This window comes from Rhizobium sp. JAB6 (genome assembly GCF_003024605.1).
In the GTDB taxonomy this organism is placed as follows: domain Bacteria; phylum Pseudomonadota; class Alphaproteobacteria; order Rhizobiales; family Rhizobiaceae; genus Rhizobium.
In genome coordinates, this window is the sequence record NZ_PYJQ01000011.1 from 151,893 (window position 1) to 170,366 (window position 18,474).

Here is an 18,474-nt window from a genome sequence, read left to right on the forward strand (position 1 = left end):
CAGAAATCCCCGCGAATCATATAAAACTGCCCTCATGTTTCCGCTGCTCTCCAGATCCCGCAAACTGCCGGCCAAGCTGGCCGCGCCGGAAACGCGTACGCTCGATCTCGCCGGCCGGCTGATGCCGCTGACGATCCGCCAGCATGAGCGCGCGACCCGCATCACGCTTAGGATCGAGCCCGGCGGCAGGTCGCTGAAGATGACCATTCCACGTGGGTTGGCGGCACGCGAGGTCAACGCCTTCCTCGACCGGCATCAGGGCTGGCTTTTGACCAAGCTCGCGAAATTCTCCGTCGACGGCAGCCTGCGCAGCGGCAGCGAAATCCTCTTGCGCGGGGTACGCCATCGCATCGAACATACCGGCACCCTGCGCGGTCTCACCGAAGCCGTCACCGTCGAAGGCATGCCTGTTCTGCGCGTCAGCGGCCTGCCGGAACATGCCGGCCGCCGCATCGCCACTTTCCTCAAGAAGGAGGCGCGCGCCGATCTCGAACGATATGTGGCGGTGCATGCCAAGGCCATCCGCGCCACCGTCACCTCGATCACCATGAAGGATACCCGCAGCCGCTGGGGTTCCTGCTCTTCGCAGGGGAACCTGAGTTTCTCCTGGCGCATCGTCATGGCGCCGCCGCTCGTCATCGATTACCTCGCCGCCCATGAGGTCGCGCATTTGCGGGAAATGAACCATGGCCCACGCTTCTGGGCGCTCTGCCGCAAGCTCTGCCCCGACATGGACGAGGCCAAGGCTTGGCTGAAGCGCCACGGCAGCCAGCTGCACGCGATCGATTTTGATTGATGCGTTCAAACACGGTGCGCTGCACTCAAAAATCCCGCCAACCTCGCCTTTAGGCTCGACTCTTTCCAATTTTCATGTCACTCCGCTGCCATGAACCCCGATGTCAAAATTTGTGGCCTGAAGACGCCGGAAGCGGTGGATCGCGCGCTTGAGCGCGGCGCCACCCATATCGGCTTCATCTTCTTTGAGAAAAGCCCGCGCTATATCGAGCCGGATCTCGCCGGCCAGTTGGCGGAGCGCGCACGCGGCAAGGCGAAGGTCGTTGCCGTCACGGTCGATCCGACGAATGACGATCTCGACGAGATTATGGCGCTGGTGAAGCCCGACATGCTGCAGCTCCATGGCAATGAGAGCCCGGAGCGTGTGCTGACCATCAAGGCAGTCCATAACGTGCCGGTCATGAAGGCCATGTCGGTGCGCGAGGCCGATGACCTGAAGCGGGTGGAATCCTATATCGGCATTGCCGACCGTTTCCTCTTCGATGCCAAGCCGCCGGCCGGCTCTGTGCTGCCGGGCGGAAACGGCGTATCCTTCGATTGGAGCCTGATGAGCTGGCTCGACGATCGGGTGGATTACATGCTGTCCGGCGGCGTCAACAAGGACAATGTCGCCGAGGCGCTGGCTTCCACCAGGGCCAGCGGCATCGATCTTTCCTCCGCGCTGGAAAGCGCGCCGGGCGTGAAGGATCTCGGCAAGATCGACCAGTTTTTCGACGCTTTTGCAGAAGCATGCCTGCCGGAACCGGCAGCAGGGAGTAGAAAGTGAACCAGACGCCCAAACCCAATTCCTTCCGCTCCGGCCCCGATGAGGACGGCCGTTTCGGCATTTATGGCGGCCGTTTCGTAGCCGAAACGCTGATGCCGCTGATCCTGGATCTGCAGGAGGAATGGAACAAGGCGAAGGATGATCCGGCCTTCCAGGCGGAGCTGAAGGCTCTCGGCACCCATTATATCGGCCGCCCGAGCCCCCTTTATTTTGCCGAGCGCCTGACGGCTGAACTTGGCGGCGCGAAGATCTATTTCAAGCGCGAAGAGCTGAACCACACGGGCTCGCACAAGATCAACAACTGCATCGGTCAGATCCTGCTCGCCAAGCGCATGGGCAAGACCCGCATCATCGCCGAAACCGGCGCCGGCCAGCATGGCGTGGCATCGGCGACCGTTGCCGCCCGCTTCGGCCTGCCTTGCGTCGTCTACATGGGCGCAACCGATGTCGAGCGCCAGGCGCCGAATGTCTTCCGCATGAAGCTCTTGGGCGCCGAAGTCATTCCGGTAACGGCCGGCAGCGGCACGCTGAAGGATGCCATGAACGAAGCGCTGCGCGACTGGGTCACCAATGTCGAAGACACCTACTACCTTATCGGCACGGCTGCCGGTCCGCATCCCTATCCGGAAATGGTCCGCGATTTCCAGGCCGTAATCGGCACCGAAGCCCGGGCGCAGATCCTGGAGGCCGAAGGCCGCCTGCCCGATCTCGTGGTTGCGGCGGTCGGCGGTGGCTCGAATGCCATCGGCATCTTCCATCCCTTCCTCGATGACGAGGGCGTCAAGATCGTCGGCGTCGAAGCCGGCGGCAAGGGCTTGCAGGGTGACGAGCATTGCGCCTCGATCACCGCCGGTTCGCCCGGCGTGCTGCATGGCAACCGCACCTATCTGCTTCAGGACGGCGATGGCCAGATCAAGGAAGGCCATTCCATCTCGGCCGGTCTTGATTATCCCGGCATCGGCCCGGAGCATTCCTGGCTGAACGATATCGGCCGCGCCGAATATGTGCCGATCATGGACCATGAGGCGCTGGAAGCCTTCCAGATGCTGACGCGTCTCGAAGGCATCATTCCGGCGCTCGAGCCGAGCCATGCGCTTGCCGAAGTGATCAAGCGCGCCCCGAAGATGGGCAAGGACGAGATCATCCTGATGAACCTCTCCGGCCGCGGCGACAAGGACATCTTCACCGTCGGCAAGATTCTGGGAATGTGAGTTAGACGCCATGACCGCACGTATGGACAAACGCTTCGCCGCTTTGAAGGCTGAAGGCCGCCCGGCACTCGTCACCTATTTCATGGGCGGCGACCCCGACTACGAAACCTCGCTCGGCATCATGAAGGCGCTGCCGGAAGCCGGCGCGGATGTCATCGAGCTCGGCATGCCCTTTTCCGATCCCATGGCCGACGGCCCGGCGATCCAGCTTGCCGGCCAACGCGCCCTGAAGGCCGGCCAGACGCTGAAGAAGACGCTGCAGCTCGCCGCCGATTTCCGCAAGGTCGATGCCGATACGCCGATCGTGATGATGGGCTATTACAATCCGATCTACATCTACGGCGTCGAAAACTTCCTGGACGATGCGCTGGCCGCCGGCATCGACGGCCTGATCGTCGTCGATCTGCCGCCGGAAATGGATGACGAGCTTTGCATTCCGGCGATCCGCAAGGGCATCAACTTCATTCGCCTGGCAACGCCGACCACCGACGACAAGCGCCTGCCGACGGTTCTGAAGAACACCACGGGTTTCGTCTACTACGTCTCCATGAACGGCATCACCGGTTCGGCCCTTCCGGACCCGTCGCTGGTTTCGGGCGCCGTCAAGCGCATCAAGCAGCACACGGAGCTTCCGGTCTGCGTCGGCTTCGGCGTCAAGACTGCAGAGCACGCCAAGCTGATCGGCGCTGCCGCCGACGGCGTCGTTGTCGGCACCGCGATCGTCAACCAGATCGCCACCAGCCTCACCAAGGATGGCAGGGCGACATCAGATACCATCCAGGCCGTGGCGACCCTGGTGCGCGGCCTGTCGACAGGCACCCGTTCCGCCCGCCTTGTTGCCGCCGAATAGTTTTCCCATATAGGCCTCTCCTCAATCCCCTGCGGATTGAGGAAAAAGCCCTATGGGCATTTGGTGACGACTGGGTTATCGATACATTCGGTCGATTAGGAGTTTCGAATTGAACTGGATCACGAACTACGTCCGCCCGCGGATCAATTCCATGCTGGGCCGTCGCGAGGTTCCGGAGAATCTCTGGATCAAATGCCCGGAAACGGGCGAAATGGTCTTCCATAAGGATCTGGAAGACAACAAATGGGTCATCCCCGCATCGGGCTTCCATATGAAGATGCCGGCAAAGGCCCGCCTCGCCGATCTTTTCGACAATGGCGAATACGAAGCCCTGCCGCAGCCGAAGGTCGCGCAGGATCCGTTGAAATTCCGCGATTCGAAGAAATACATCGATCGCCTGAAGGATAGCCGTCTGAAGACCGAGCAGGAGGATACGATCCTTGCCGGCATCGGCAAGGTTCGCGGTCTGAAGCTCGTGGCCGTCGTGCATGAATTCAACTTCATCGGCGGTTCGCTCGGCATGGCTGCCGGCGAAGCCATCGTAAAGGCTTTCGAGCGCGCCATTGCTGAAAAGTGCCCGCTGGTCATGTTCCCGGCTTCCGGCGGTGCCCGCATGCAGGAAGGTATCCTGTCGCTGATGCAGCTGCCGCGCACGACGGTTGCCGTGGACATGCTGAAGGAAGCAGGCCAGCCCTATGTGGTGGTTCTGACCAATCCGACGACCGGCGGCGTCACGGCCTCCTACGCCATGCTGGGCGACATTCATCTTGCCGAACCCGGCGCCGAAATCGGCTTCGCCGGCAAGCGCGTGATCGAACAGACCCTGCGCGAAAAGCTTCCCGATGGCTTCCAGACGGCGGAATATCTGCTGGAACACGGTATGGTGGACATGGTCGTCAAGCGTCACGACATTCCGGACACCCTGGCGACGCTTCTGAAGATCCTGACCAAGGCGCCGGCAAACGACGTGTCGGTGAAGAGCAAGAACGGCGCCGCACTGGCGATAGCAGCGAGCGCCTGACATCATCGATTGCCGGCAGGCGGAGGTGCGGGATGACGTCTATGAATCAGTCCGCAATGAGCGAGGCAGCACGCGAGATCGAGAAGCTCATGGAGTTGCACCCCAAGGGCTTCGATCTTTCTCTGGAGAGAATAACCAGGCTGCTCGACGCTCTCGGCAACCCCCACCAGAAATTGCCGCCGGTGATCCATGTCGCCGGCACCAACGGCAAGGGGTCGGTGACGGCCTTCTGCCGTGCCCTCCTGGAAGCTGGCGGCTATAGCGTGCATGTCCACAGCTCGCCGCATCTCGTCAATTGGCATGAGCGCTATCGCATCGGCGTTGAGGGCGGCCGCGGCAGGTTCGTCGACGATGCCGTATTTGCCGATGCACTGAGGCGCATCGCCAAGGCCAATGACGGACAAAAGATTACCGTCTTCGAAATTCTGACGGCCGCTACCTTCCTCCTCTTTGCCGAGCATCCTGCCGACGCCGCCGTCATCGAGGTGGGTCTCGGCGGCCGCTTCGATGCCACCAATGTCATTTCCGACCCGGCCGTCTCGGTTGTCATGCCGATTTCGCTCGATCACCAACCCTATCTCGGCGACCGCGTCGAGCTGATCGCCGCCGAAAAGGCCGGCATCATGAAAGCCGGTCGGCCTGTTGTCATCGGTCATCAGGATTATGACGCCGCTCTCGACGTGCTGATATCGACGGCCGAGCGGCTTCGCTGCCCGACGGCCGTCTTTGGCCAGGATTTTTCCGCCCATGAGGAATACGGCAAGCTGGTCTATCAGGACGAGTTCGGTCTCGCCGACCTGCCGCTGCCGCGCCTGCCGGGCCGCCACCAATATGGCAATGCCGCCGCCGCAATCCGGGCGGTCAAGGCCGCCGGTTTCGTCGTCACCGAAACGATGATGGAGAAGGCGATGACCTCGGTCGAGTGGCCGGGGCGCCTGCAGCGGCTGATCGAAGGGAATTTGGTGCCGCACGCCCCCGAGCGCTCGGAGATCTGGGTCGATGGCGGTCACAACCCCGGTGCGGGCGAGGTCATCGCCGAGGCCATGGCGAATTTCGAGGAGCGTCAGCCACGGCCCCTGTTCCTGATCACGGGCATGATCAACACCAAGGATCCGATCGGCTATTTCAAGGCTTTTGCCGGTCTTGCGGAGAAAGTCTATTGCGTGCCGATCCGGGGCAGCGAAGCCATGGTCGATCCCGTCATTCTCGCCAATGCCGCTTATGATGCCGGTCTTGTCGCCGAGCCCATGTCCAGCGTCGTTGAGGCGCTGGATGCAATCAAGGCTCTGGCCGCGCCGAATGTTCCCGCCCCGCGCATCCTGATCGGCGGCTCCCTCTATCTGGTCGGCGATGTCCTTGCGGATAACGGCACGCCGCCGCGGTGATGCTGGTCGGCTGGCTAACCAACCGCCCCAGTCGTTCGAGACGGCCATGATGGCCTCCTCACTGTGATTGACTCCCTTACCTGGCTCGCAACTCGCTCCGCTCATCCTGAGCCTGTCGGAGGATCGGGGCGGCCCATGGGCAAGCGCAAACACAACATGGTTGCTGAGCTGCGAAGCCTCGAAGCGCGAGGAATGGCGCGCTCTCTTCGTATCAACAAAAAACCCCGCCGAAGCGGGGTCTTGTTCCAGACGATCGATACCGATCAAGCTGCGCTGGAGATCCAGCTCTGCAGGGCCGTCTTGGGAGCGGCGCCGACCTTGATATCAGCGACTTCGCCGGCCTTGAACATGGCGAGCGTCGGGATCGAGCGAACGCCGAACTGGGCGGCCAGTTCCGGATTTTCGTCGATGTTGAGCTTGGCAACCTTGACCTTGCCTTCGAACTGCACGGCAAGCTCTTCCAGAGCCGGGGCGATCATCTTGCACGGACCGCACCATTCGGCCCAGAAATCAACGACCACAGGCTCTGCAGACTGCAGCACTTCGGTGGCGAAGTTGGAGGTATCGACTTTAACGGTAGCCATAGGCTGCTCCTTACCAGGATTGCGGGTTGCTAGATATGTGATGGTGCGGTGCCCAGATTTCAATATCTGGTATTTCACTTTGTCTCGAGCTTCGCAAGCGCCAATGCAAGCGCCCTCTCAGACAGCGTGTAGATCGAAGCATTTTCGGTATAGACGAGCATGCAGTCGATGCGCTTTCCCGGATAGAGCGGCGAGAGGATCTCGCGATAGATGGCAAGCTGCGCTTTGTGAGCGAAGGGGATGTTGCTTTCCTGGCCGGGCGGCACGCGATTCGTCTTGTAGTCGAGAATGACGACGCGATCGTCCAGGTCAGCCAGCCGGTCGATGCGGCCGGAGACGGCATAGGACTGGCTGCCGAGCTTCAGTGTGCCCATGATCGAGACTTCCGCCTGCGCATGGGTGCTGAACGTGCCTTGCAGATCCGGATGCGAGAGCAGCGCCATGACCGACTTCACCAGTGCCTCTTGCTCGGCCTGCGGCCAGAAGCGCGCGGCCCGATCGGCATAGCGCCGGGCGGCATCGGCCCGCTCTTCGGCCGCGATGTCAGGCAAGGTCTGCAGCATGCGGTGAATGAAGCGGCCCTTCTGCAGGGCGCGGTCGGATTTGGCCTTCTCGCCGAAAAGCGCCGAGGTGACAAGCAGATCGTCGGCTTCCTCGTCGATGACGGTGCCGACGCCGGAGGGGCTCAGCGGCCGTGGCAGGCTTCTTTGCGGCGGCAGCGGGCGTTTGAGGCCGGCAGGCAGGCCAGCCCGTTCCGAGCGTTTCTCATGCTCTCTCGCAGTCTCGAATTCGAGCTGGACCTGGGCAATCCGCCAGCTCAAGCCTTGCCAGTCGCCATCCGGGCCGGTGAAGGTCTTCTGCGTGCAATATAGTTCATGCCCGCGCAGCGCCGCGGAAATCATCGCGTGCCAGGTATCGGCATTTTCGCGGACGCCACGATAGCCACAGATGATCAGCCGGTCGGCGGCGCGCGTCATGCCCACATACAGCAGCCGGCGATACTCCTCCTCCGCCAGCGCCTGCAGCCGTGCTGTATCGGCCTGCGTCAGCGAATTGGCAAGCGCCGAGACCGGCACCCAGACCGGCAGCGGAATTTCGTCTCTGCCGGTTTCGATCAGCCGCAGCTTTGGCAGGTGCGTATGGGTGAAGGCCTTGCCGCCGCCATCGACGAGAAAGACGATCGGCGCTTCCAGTCCCTTCGAGGCGTGCACGGTCATGATCCGCACCTCGTTGCGGCCCTTGTCCTGTTCGCGCTTGACAGTCGGCGCTTCCAGCTCCAGCGTCGAGATGAAGGATTGCAGGCCGGGCAGGCCGCTCGTCTCGTGATCGAGCGTGAAGGTCAGGAATTCGTCGAGGATATCGCTGACTTCTGTGCCGAGGCGCGCCAGGAATTGCCGCCTGCCGCCGAAGCTTCCGAGCACGCGCGCATAAAAATCATGGACAGGAAGGCTCTTCGACAAGGCAAGGAAGGTTCTCAGCCGTCCGACCGTCTGACTGAAGCGTTCATGGCCGTCTGCGGCAAATCTCTGCAGGTGGCTCCAGACGCTTTCCTCATCGTCGCGGTAGGCGGCAATCGCAAAGACATCCTCTTCGCTGAGGTCGAACAGCGGGCTCTTCATGAGCGCGCAGAGCGAAAGATCGTCTTCCGGCAGCAGCAGGAAGCGGCCGAGTGCGAGAAGATCCTGAATGGCGATATGGCTCGTCAGCACCAGACGATCGGCGCCGGCAACGGGAATATTGCCGCGCCGCTTCAGGGCGCGGGTCAGCGCGTTGACGAAGCTGTCGCGTTTGCGCACCAGTACGAGAATGTCGCCGGCCTCGATGAAGCGGGCCTTTCCCTTCTCGATGATCGTTTCCCGGCCGATAAGATTGCCGATCGTATGCGCCATCCGTCGCGCCAGAATGGCGGCGGGCGCGCTTTCAGGCGTCGAATCGAAGGGCGCCGTCCAGTCCTCTTCCTTGGCGGCCGGCTCCGGCGCGATCATGTCCCAGAGATCGACGGCGCCGGGATGGCCGATGCGGCTGGAGCGATGCACGACAGGCTCGTTGACGGCACTGAGGCCTCGGGCATTCTCCGCACTGGTAAAGACATGGTCGACGGCGCCGAGCACATCGGCAGTCGAGCGGAAGGAGAGGGGCAGGCGGATCGACGAGAATTGCTGGCCGCTCGCCGCCACGCGCCGCCGCGTGCGGTCGCTCTCCTCGGAAAACCGTTCGGGACGGGCGCCCTGGAACGAATAGATCGATTGCTTCTCGTCACCGACGGCAAAGATCGTGCGTAGCGTCGGCCGGGCGCTGTCGCCGGAGAAGAAGTCCTCCGCCAGCGACTGAATGACGCTCCACTGAATCGGGCTCGTATCCTGCGCCTCATCGACGAGAATGTGATCGATGCCCTGATCCAGCTTGTAGTGGATCCACGGTCCGACATCCTTCTTGGTCAGAAGATCGGCCGTGCGGGTAATGAGATCCTCGAAATCGAGCTGGCTGCGCCGCTTCTTCAGCTCCTCATAGTCGCGGTTCAGGCGATCGGCGAGAACGAGAGCGGCATGGGTGGCGCGATACATCCGCATCAGCCTCAGCCGGTCGCGGCTGGCAACGACGTGGGCGCGTGCCTCCGCGACCGCTTCGGCGAGGGCCGGCGCATCGGTGAGCATGGCCTTGACTAAGAACTGGCTGTCCGATTTCGGTTCGCCCCTGGCGGTCAGCATGGCCTTTTCGAGGATTTCGACGCGGGCAAGCGGATCTGCCTCGCGCTTGGCAAGGCGCAGCGCATAAGCGACTTCCTGAGCCTTGGCGCCGCCCTTCTCGTCCGCAAGCGTGAGATAAAGCTCCAGCGTTGCGCCTGAGAGGCCGGGCAGCGGCCAATATTGCTCGGCAATGCTCGTTTCCGTCTCACCGGGCATAAGGCCGAGCCGGGCGAGCAGTGCCGTTTCGATGCCGCCTTTGCGCTCGGCTGCTTCTGTGAAACGGCGGATGGCGTTGCGGTTGGCGACGATATCGCCGAGCAGTGTCTCGAGCCCGGATTCGTCGCCGAGATCGAGCACATAGTCGAAAGCTCGCGCCAGTTCGGCATCGCCACGTGGCGTCGTTGCCGTCAGCAATGCGCGACGTGCATCCTCGAGTAGGACTTCGGCGGCTCGATCGTCGAGAACGGAGAAGTGGCCGGCGACGTTTGCTTCGAGCGGAAATTGATGCAGCAAGGCCTCGCAAAAGGCGTGGATGGTCTGGATCTTCAGCCCGCCCGGCGTTTCCAGTGCCTTGGCAAAGAGCCGCCGCGCCTCGGCGAGCTTGAAGACGTCAGGCTCCTTGCCCTCGATATCCGCAATGCGTGTCTTCAGCTCCTCGTCCGGCATCGTCGCCCATGCGGCAAGCCGGTCGAACACACGGTTCGACATTTCAGACGCTGCGGCCTTGGTATAGGTGAGGCAAAGGATGGAGGAGGGTCGCGCGCCTGCCAGAAGCAGACGGATGACACGCTGCGTCAGCACATGCGTCTTACCGGAGCCGGCATTGGCCGAAACCCAGGCCGAGCGTTCGGGGTCGGAGGCGATCGATTGCTGAATCGTCGTCCAGCTGATCCAGATGCCCGGATCGTCGCCTTCGGGCAGATTGGCGAAGCCCTCGGCGGAAAAATCACTCATCGCCGTCGCCTTCCTGCTCAATCTCCGCCGTCGACCATTCCGAGACGCGGGCCAGATGATCGTAATCGCCGCCATACTCGAACTGCTGCGCCGGGATGAGCCGCGACGAAAACCCTTTCTCGCCCGACTGCAGCAGCGAGACGAATTTCACCAGCTGATCCATCGATTCCTGCGCGAGATCCATAGCCGACTTCGTTTCCGTCTTGCCCGCGCGGCCGGAATGTTCGTTGTTGACCTGGTCGACCTTGAAGCGGTCGCCGGGCCGCAGCCGGACATAAAGCAGGTTCTCGGGGATCAGCGCGCCGATATTGCGGAAGGCGCCGGCCTTCAGCGCGTAGGCTTCCAGCGCCAGCTGCGGATCGAGCAGTGCGCGCGCCTGCGGCGGCGAGGGGTTGTAGCCGGTCTTGTAATCAATGAGATCGGCGCCCTTGTCGTTCTTGATGTCGATGCGGTCGGCAACGCCGGTCAACCGAATGCCGATCGGTTCGATCTCGACGCTGGCCGGCACTTCCGTTGCCGTTTTACGCACTTCGGGCCGCCTTTGCGCTTCCCAGGCAAGGAAAGCGCGCGCCACTTCGCGAAAGCGTGGCCGCCAGACACTGTCGATGTGAACGGGCAGCCGCTCGACATCGAAAAGCTCAGCAATGATGTGATCCATGGCCAGCGCCGCCTCGGGCGTGCCGGCCATATGCCCTTCGCGGACGAAGCGATCGATGATCTTGTGATAGAGCGTGCCGCGCTCGGCCGGGCCGGGATCGCGGTTGAACGGGTCGACCGGATCGAGCCGCAGCACGCGCCGGGCATAGATCGCATAGGGATCGCGCCGCAGCCGCCCCACCTCGCTGAAGGAATAGCTTTTCGGCTGCAGTTCTACGGGCGGCTTCGGTGCCGGGCGCAGCGCCGGCGCCTGGTTTTCGCCCTCGTCGATCATCGCGGCCCAATGGCGATATTGATCGCCACGCGCCTTCATGGCCTCTTCCAATTCCTTGCCGCCCAGCGCGATCAGCCGCTGCAGCCAGCGTGACGCGACCGTCGGCGTCGAGCCCTGGCGCAGCGCGCGGGAATAGATGAGATCACGCGCCCCGTTCGCCATTTCGAAATCATGCGCGAGCTGGCCGATGCGGCGCTCCGGCGGTTCCAGGCCGATCTCCGTTTTCATGCTGCGGGAAATGAAGGGATTATTCGCGGTTTGCCCGGGCCAGGAGCCTTCGTTCAACCCGCCGAGGATCAGCGTATCGACGCTCTGCAGGCGTGCTTCGAGCGTACCGAAAATGAAGAGGCGGGGATGGCTGAGCGCCCGCGGCTTCACCGCCTGGCCCACTGAGAGTGCCGCCATGATGTCGATCCATTGCACGCCGTCGGCCTCAAGCTGACCTTCGGTTTCGATGACATCCCGAAGGAGGCTGGCAAGCGTATCCCCGGCCTCGCCGGACCAGAGGCCCGCCAGACTGCTGCGCTCGTCGACGGCCACGGCTTCGAGGGCGCGGCCTGTACGCTCGGCCCAATCCGAAAGTGTGAGGAAACCCTCTGACGCGGGCAGGGAAAGCGCCGATACCAGCGGTTCGCATGCCGCAGTCACTCGCTGGGCCAGAGTCCGCGCGTGCTCGATGGCCTCGGGCGGCAACGCTTTGCGCCATTGCGGCGCGTGCCGGTCATCGGCCTGTTCCGTCACGCGGTCGTGGAGCAGGCCTTCCAGCCTGCCGATCTCGATGTTGTCGACACCGCCTCGGAGTGCCAGGATCTCCAGCGCATCGACGCCCGGCTGGTGTGTCTCCGCCGGCAGGCCGAACAAGGCAAGGGGATGTTTCAGCAGCGCGACGACGGCAACGGGATCTCCAGGGCGAAGGGTTGCTTCAAGCAGCAATTGCAGCAGCGTGCCCTGGGGCGTGGCGTTCAGCGGCGTTCCGGCCGAATCGTCGGCGGTGATGCCGAAGCGGGCAAGCTCGGCGGTCACGCGCCGCGCCAGATTGCGGTCGGGCGTGATCAAGGCCGCCTGGCTTTCGCCGCCATTACGTCCTGGTTTCTCCAGCGCCAGCCGCAGGGCGATGGCGATGGCGGTCGCCTCCTCGCGCTCGTTGGCAGCCTCGATGAGCGCGACGTCGGCAAACGCATTCGCGATCGCATCGGGAGGAAGCGTCTTGCGCCAGCTTCCCCAGCCGCTCGTCGCCTTGGCCGGCGCCAGCGCGCGCGACAGGATCTGCGCCCGCATCTGCATGGTTTCAGCCGCATCCGCGATGGGTTCGACATCGCGCCGGGTGACCCGCAACCGCTTCAGCAGCAGCGAAAGACCATATTGCGGGTGGCTGCGGCTGGTCGGATCGGCTCTTTCACCGATGGATGTCTCCGGCGCCACGAGCTGCCAATCCTCCTCCGGCATCGCAAGATCGAGGCCGGGCAGCACGATTACGCCTTGCGGCAAAGAGGCGACCGCTGCAATCAGCTCCGCTGTTGCCGGCACCGAGCCGGTCGAACCGGCAATAATGACAGGCCCGGGATGCCGCATCGTGGCCATGCGCTGCGCTTCTGCGCGCAGGATGGCATTGCGGTTGCGGGCGGGTGATGATTTGCCGAGTTCCGCAAGGCGCGCCGGCCAGAAGGCGCTGGCAATCGCCAGGAATTCCGCCGTCAGCTGCCACCAGAGCGCATGATCCTCCGCGCTGAGATTGGCAAGCTCGCTCCATTCGCGGTCCTCCGTCTCCAGCGAATCGATGAGTTCGGCGAGATTGCGCGCGAGCCATATGGCGTCAGCCGGGCTTGCCGGCGCCACCAGCGGCGAATCGGAGTGAATGTCGCGCACGATCTGCGGTAGCTTGTTGCGCCAGGCAAGGATCAGCCGCGCCAGTTCCAGGAGCCGTGCCGTGTTGGCGAGCGGCTGCGCCAGATCGGCCGTTCCCGGCAGGGTTTCTTCGAAATAACCGCTGTCGTCGTCGGTTTCGCCGAGCGGGCGAATGACCGGCAGGATAGCGGAGCGGCCGCCGAGCAGATCGACGAATTCCGAACGCAGCACGCGCGCCGCGCGCCGCGTCGGCAGAAAGATGCTGACCTTGGCAAGCGACAGCGGGTCGGCCGGATCATGGCGGAAATGCTCGGTGAGCCGACCGTCGCAGAGCGCTGTCGCAAGGGTCTTCAGGAAGGGCAGGCCCGCCGGAATTGTCAGAATGCGCTGCCGGTGTCCGCCTGCCATAGGCTCACGCAAACGCCCGGAAATTCCGGATCGTTTCCTCCGCTTCGCCGACCGCCTCCGGCGTGCCGACAGTCAGCCAGTGGCCGTCGAGCATCGTGCCATAGAGCCGACCCTTGGCGATGGCCCTGTCGTAATAGGTATTGATGTTGAAGGCGTCGTCTGGCGCGTCATCGAGAAACGAAGGATTGATGACCAGCGTCCCGGCATAGACAACACCATTACCGGTGGCGACGCTATAGCGCGACAGGCGGCCGTCTTCTGCCATGCTGAAATCATTCTTGCCGTTATGGCCTGTCGTCTTATCCAGCGCGACGCAAAGCATACCGAAATCCATGCGTATAGCATCGAAGAATCCGGCTAAGCGCTCGAGATTCGTTGGTTGATCTTCTCTTTCCCCAATCCAGAAAAGGTCCGAATTCATAACGAAGACGGGATCCCGGCCTAGAAGCTTCAATCCCTTTGCCAACCCGCCGCCATTGTTCATCAACGCATCCCGCTCGTCGGAGATCAGGATTTCAAGGCCACGATAGCCGCGCAGATGCGCTTCCATCTGGTCGGCATGGTGATGGACGTTGACGACGGCTCGCTCTACACCGGCCTGCACCAAGGCATCCAGCGTATAGTCGATCATCGGCTTGCCGGCGATCTTCACCAGTGGCTTCGGGATAGTGTCGGTGATCGGCCGCATGCGGGTTCCGAGCCCCGCGGCCAATACCATGGCTTGCTTGATGGTCATTTCGTCTCGAACTTTCGATTCATATTTTCTTTCCATAGCACAAGGCCGGAAAGCCGTCGCCGGGTCTCTGGCCCTTATATCAGGCCAATCCCGGCCTTCTCGCACCATTCGCGCAAGGGTGCGAGTGCTTCATGCTCGAAGGCGATGGCGAGATAGGCGAGCGTGCGCGGCATGTGCTTGAGATAGCCCGGTTTGCCGTCGCGCTGTAAGAGCCGCACCCAGAGGCCGGCCAGCTTGCAATTGCGCTGCGCCGACATGATCGCCCAGCTCTTCAGGAATTTCGCCTCGTCAAAGCCGCCCTGGGCGTGACGAAGGGCGAGATAGTCGGCCAAGAGCCGGTCATGCAGATCGCGCTCGATCGTCACCCGCGCATCCTGCACCAGCGAGGCTACATCGTAGGAGGTCGGACCGATCATCGCGTCCTGGAAGTCGATGAGGCCGATCCGCTTTATGCCCTTTTCCGCCGCCCGCCAGATGATGTTAGGCGAATGCATATCGCGCAAAAGCAGGTTCTTTTCCGCATCTTCAAGCTGATCGATCAGCTTGTCCCAGATGGCCAGATAGTCGGCCCGCTCCTCGTCGCTTGCCGGCGTGCCGCGCTTCCAGGGCAGATGCCAGTCGAGCAGCAGCCGCGCTTCCATCTTCATGGCGGTCCGGTCGAAATCCGGAATGTGATGGATGTGCTCGGGGGTGACTGGAATATTGCGGGGAATCGAAAGGCTGTGCAGATGCGCAAGGCAGGCGACGCTTTCGCGATAGCGCTCGGCAATCGGTTTTCCCTGAGCATCGAGCACGCCGTCGGTGCCGAGATCTTCGATCAGAAGGATGCCCTGGTCGTAATCGGCGGCAAAGATCTGCGGAGCGGCAAAGCCCTTTTCGCGCAGGATGTTGGCGATCGCCACGAAGGGATAAGTGTCCCAGGCAAGATGCGCGACCTTTGGATAGGGTTTCCCATCCAGCACGGGCGGTCCTTCGGGCAGGCCCGGCCAGTCCATCAGGATTATGCGGCCGCTGCTATCCTTCGGGTGGACGGATTCGTAGGCCCGAAGCGAGGCATCGCCCGTCAGGAAGCGCCTGTGCGCGCCGCGATAGCCGTGCGCATCGAGAAAGGCGCGGATAGCAAGCACACGCTCCATGCGTGTCATCTGCTTGGCCGGCGCTGTAAGGACGGCGCGCCGTCCTTCGCCCTCATGCGTGAGCTTGAGATCGATGCGCTCTCCCGGCAGCTCGCCTTCGGCCATTTCGGGCCACTCGACCAGGCAGATGCCGGTCTGCAGGGCTTCGTCGAAGCCGAGTTCCGTCAGTTCGCTGGGGTCGCCGAGGCGATAGAGATCGAAATGCGAGACCGGGATGCGCAGCTCGTAGGATTGCACGAGGGTAAAGGTCGGGCTCGGCACGTCCAGTTCGGCATCGTCGGCCATGGCGCGCAGCAGCGCGCGGGCGAGCGAGGATTTCCCTGCGCCGAGATCGCCTGATAGTGCCAGACAGTCGCCGGCCTTCAAGGCCAGCGCCAGATCTTCGCCGAGCTGAGCCGTGGCGGCGTCATCTGCGAGGAAAAGGGAAATGCTGCTCTCCGAGGCTGTCATTCTGCTGCGACGGAGTGGGGCAGTTCGGCCGAAGGAATCCGGCAGGTGACCGTCGTTCCCTTGCCCGGCTGGCTTTCGATCGAAACCTGGCCTTCATGCAGGCTGACGAAGCTTTCGACGATGGAAAGACCGAGGCCGGCACCGCTGCGCTTGCCGCCCTTGCCGCCGGAGGCAAAGCGGTTGAACACCGTGTTGATCAAATCCTCCGGGATGCCGGGACCCTTGTCGGCAACCGAGAAGACGAAATCCGTGCCTTCGCGCCCGCATTTCAGCGAGATCGTCGATCCCTCCGGCGCGAAATTGGCGGCATTGGTCAGAAGCTTGAGCAGGATCTGCTTCAGCCGCTGCTGATCGGCGACGATGGAGCCGAGATGCGCCGGCACGGTGATTTCAAGCATCACGCCGCTTTCCTGAAGCCGGTCGGCGATCTGCATCGATACCTCGTCGAGCAGTTCGCTAAGCACGATTTCGGAATAGTTCAGGCGCATGATGCCGGCATCCAGCGTTGCGAGATCGAGAATATCGTTGACCAGCGTCAGCAGCACCGAGGATGAGGTGGAGATATGGTCGATATATTCGGCCTGCCGCTCGTTCAGCGAGCCGATGCCCGGCGTTTTCAGCAGGTCGGTGAAGCCGATGATATTAGTCAAGGGCGAACGCAGCTCGTAGGAGACGTGCTGGACGAAATCGTTCTTCAGCTCGTCCGCCTTCAGCAGCGCTTCGTTCTTTTCGGTCAGCGCGCGCTCGGCGCGCACGCTGTCGGTCTTGTTGACGAAGGTCAGCATGGTCTGCGCATTCGGCAGAGGGATGACGGCATAGTCGAGCACGAGATTGGAATAGAGCTCCAATGTGCCCTGCGATGAGGGCCGCTCGTCGTCGAAACTGGTGATCTGCTCGGCGAACCGCTTCCAGCCGTCCGGCCGGTCGTACGAAGGCGCGCAAGCCTCGGCCAGAGCCTGGATATGCGTTCCGGGCTTCGCCTGTGCCTCGGTGATGTTCCAGAGAATGCGGAAGGCGGGGTTCGATAGCCTGATGCGGCCATCGGGGCCGAAAACGGCGACGCCTTCGGAAAGATGGTCGATGGTTTCGCCCTGGACCTTGACCAGCGTGTTGTAGCGCGTTTCGAGATTGACCTGCTCGGTCAGGTTCTCGAATACCCAGGTGGCGCCGCCCTGCGGATGCGCGGTCGCGAAAACCTTGAGGATCTGGCCGTTGGGCAGATGCCAGAGATCCGTCTGCGTGTCGAGCGCGCGATAGACGGAAAGGACGTCGTCCTTCCATGTCTTCCAGTTCAGCTGCTCCGGCAGCTTCTTGGCGCCGCGCAGCCGATCCAGCAGCTCGCTATTGTCGGGGCGCTTCTCAAGGAAAGCGATATCGAGTTCCCAGAGTTGGACAAAGGCTTGATTGTAGAATTGCAGCCGTCTGTCGCCATCGAAAATCGCAACCGGTGTCGCCAGATGATCGAGGGTTTCGGCGTGGCTCTTCAGCGTGCGGGCAAGCTCGGCGCGAACCGCTTCCGCTTCGGAAATATCGATCGCGATGCCGGCGGAGCCGTTCGGCGATTTGACGTCGACAACGTCGAAGAAGGTGCGATTGCCGTGTACGACGGTGGAAATCTTGTCGTGGAACGGCGACTCCGGCGTGGCCGCCGCGCGGATGCGTTCGCGGGTCACGGTCGTCAGAAATTCCCGTCCCTCGCGCACGGCTTCATCGGCCGACACCGCTTCCACAGCCTCGCCGTAGGCCTGATTGACCCAGGTAAGCTTGCCTTCCGCGTCCCGCTGCCAGACCGGCAGGTCGATGGCGTCGAGCAGATTCTGGAATGCGGAGATCGAGGTCATCAGCCGGTCGCGTTCGATCTTCAGCTCGGCGAGTTCGGCGCGCAGATTGTTGAGCGCAATGAAGCGGACGAAGGCGCGCCCGCCGGAAATGCGGCCCTGCGCTTCCAGGATTTCCTCACGGTTGGTCTCGACCACCATGTCGAAGCTCTGGCCGCTACCGCGCAGCTTGTCGATCGCCTTGTCGAGCTCGCCGGCCGACCAGGATTTCAGCCAGCGCCCGAAGGCGAGGAATTCGTTGTCCTGCGGCGCCCCGGTCTCGACCGGCAGCTGCCCCAGGAGTTCCGGCCGTGCATTCTGGCCATCCCAGATGATGATCCGGCGGTTTTTGTCGGCAATCAGCGCCTGATACTGCGAAATGCGCTGGTTGGCATCCGAAAGGGCCGTGCGGATTTCGCGGCTTTCGCTTTCCATGTTGCCGCGCTGCCGGACCATCCACATGGTCGACAGAAGCGCGGCGGAAATCACGCCGATGATGACGGAGAAGACGGCCATTTCCGAGGAGGTGAAGAGGCGCATGCTCGTTTGCGCGGCGTCATTGCCCTGCGCGAGAACCGGCCCGGCCAAACCGCTCAACAGACCACCGAAAACGCTGAGCCTCAACAGGCGGCTGAGACGGGCGAGCCGGCCCTTGCCCTGCTTCGCTCCTGTCGAAGGCCGATATGCACTGCCCTGCAGCAACAGCGCCGCCGCGCGGCGGAACGCTGGCTGATGCAGGTTGTCTTCCCCTTCAATCATAAGAGGTCTGTCTCCGTCCTATAATGTGCCGCATCCTGACAAGACATCCCATTTTCATGGCTCCGGGCATGCCCGGTTCGTCACGAATCAAGTGTAAAAACAATACTGCCTAGGAGAATCCGGGGGAAGGGAGCTGGCT

The 18,474-nt window shown here is 62.5% G+C and carries 12 protein-coding genes; 6 read left to right on the forward strand and 6 right to left on the reverse strand.

All coding sequences use genetic code 11. The features are described from left to right. Nucleotides 1-34: 34 nt before the first annotated feature. From C7U61_RS19135 to C7U61_RS19160, 6 genes are all read left to right on the forward strand, one after another. On the forward strand, nt 35-796 hold the full coding sequence (locus C7U61_RS19135) for a SprT family zinc-dependent metalloprotease (protein ID WP_106999644.1): 762 nt from the start codon (nt 35-37) through the stop codon (nt 794-796). 90 nt (nt 797-886) lie between these two features. Further along, nucleotides 887-1,561, forward strand: coding sequence for a phosphoribosylanthranilate isomerase (locus tag C7U61_RS19140; RefSeq protein WP_106999645.1), 675 nt, complete (start codon nt 887-889; stop codon nt 1,559-1,561). Continuing rightward, the gene (trpB, locus tag C7U61_RS19145) at nt 1,558-2,772 is read left to right on the forward strand and encodes a tryptophan synthase subunit beta (RefSeq protein ID WP_106999646.1); all 1,215 of its coding nucleotides are present in this window, start codon (nt 1,558-1,560) and stop codon (nt 2,770-2,772) included. The genes C7U61_RS19140 and trpB overlap by 4 nt, the downstream gene beginning before the upstream one ends. A 10-nt stretch (nt 2,773-2,782) precedes the next feature. Continuing rightward, the gene (gene trpA, locus C7U61_RS19150) at nt 2,783-3,622 is read left to right on the forward strand and encodes a tryptophan synthase subunit alpha (protein ID WP_106999647.1); all 840 of its coding nucleotides are present in this window, start codon (nt 2,783-2,785) and stop codon (nt 3,620-3,622) included. Between the two features lie 109 nt (nt 3,623-3,731). Then, on the forward strand, nt 3,732-4,643 hold the full coding sequence (accD, locus tag C7U61_RS19155) for an acetyl-CoA carboxylase, carboxyltransferase subunit beta (RefSeq protein WP_106999648.1): 912 nt from the start codon (nt 3,732-3,734) through the stop codon (nt 4,641-4,643). 32 nt (nt 4,644-4,675) lie between these two features. Beyond that, nucleotides 4,676-6,028 (forward strand): folylpolyglutamate synthase/dihydrofolate synthase family protein, encoded by a 1,353-nt coding sequence (locus C7U61_RS19160; protein ID WP_245410840.1) that lies wholly within the window; start codon nt 4,676-4,678, stop codon nt 6,026-6,028. Between the two features lie 263 nt (nt 6,029-6,291). Here C7U61_RS19160 and trxA read toward each other — a convergent pair whose 3' ends face one another. The 6 genes from trxA to C7U61_RS19190 all read right to left on the reverse strand — a co-directional run bounded on the left by trxA (nt 6,292) and on the right by C7U61_RS19190 (nt 18,335). Beyond that, nucleotides 6,292-6,612 (reverse strand): thioredoxin, encoded by a 321-nt coding sequence (trxA, locus tag C7U61_RS19165; protein WP_069613933.1) that lies wholly within the window; start codon nt 6,610-6,612, stop codon nt 6,292-6,294. Between the two features lie 74 nt (nt 6,613-6,686). Then, the gene (addA, locus tag C7U61_RS19170) at nt 6,687-10,253 is read right to left on the reverse strand and encodes a double-strand break repair helicase AddA (RefSeq protein WP_106999649.1); all 3,567 of its coding nucleotides are present in this window, start codon (nt 10,251-10,253) and stop codon (nt 6,687-6,689) included. Continuing rightward, nucleotides 10,246-13,437, reverse strand: coding sequence for a double-strand break repair protein AddB (gene addB, locus C7U61_RS19175; RefSeq protein WP_106999650.1), 3,192 nt, complete (start codon nt 13,435-13,437; stop codon nt 10,246-10,248). The genes addA and addB overlap by 8 nt, the downstream gene beginning before the upstream one ends. A 4-nt stretch (nt 13,438-13,441) precedes the next feature. Then, on the reverse strand, nt 13,442-14,173 hold the full coding sequence (locus C7U61_RS19180) for a nucleotidyltransferase family protein (protein WP_106999651.1): 732 nt from the start codon (nt 14,171-14,173) through the stop codon (nt 13,442-13,444). 74 nt (nt 14,174-14,247) lie between these two features. Continuing rightward, nucleotides 14,248-15,759, reverse strand: coding sequence for a tRNA (adenosine(37)-N6)-threonylcarbamoyltransferase complex ATPase subunit type 1 TsaE (gene tsaE, locus C7U61_RS19185; protein ID WP_106999652.1), 1,512 nt, complete (start codon nt 15,757-15,759; stop codon nt 14,248-14,250). Next, nucleotides 15,756-18,335 (reverse strand): PAS domain-containing sensor histidine kinase, encoded by a 2,580-nt coding sequence (locus tag C7U61_RS19190; RefSeq protein WP_106999653.1) that lies wholly within the window; start codon nt 18,333-18,335, stop codon nt 15,756-15,758. Before C7U61_RS19190 ends, tsaE begins: the two co-directional genes overlap by 4 nt. Between the last annotated feature and the right edge of the window lie 139 nt (nt 18,336-18,474).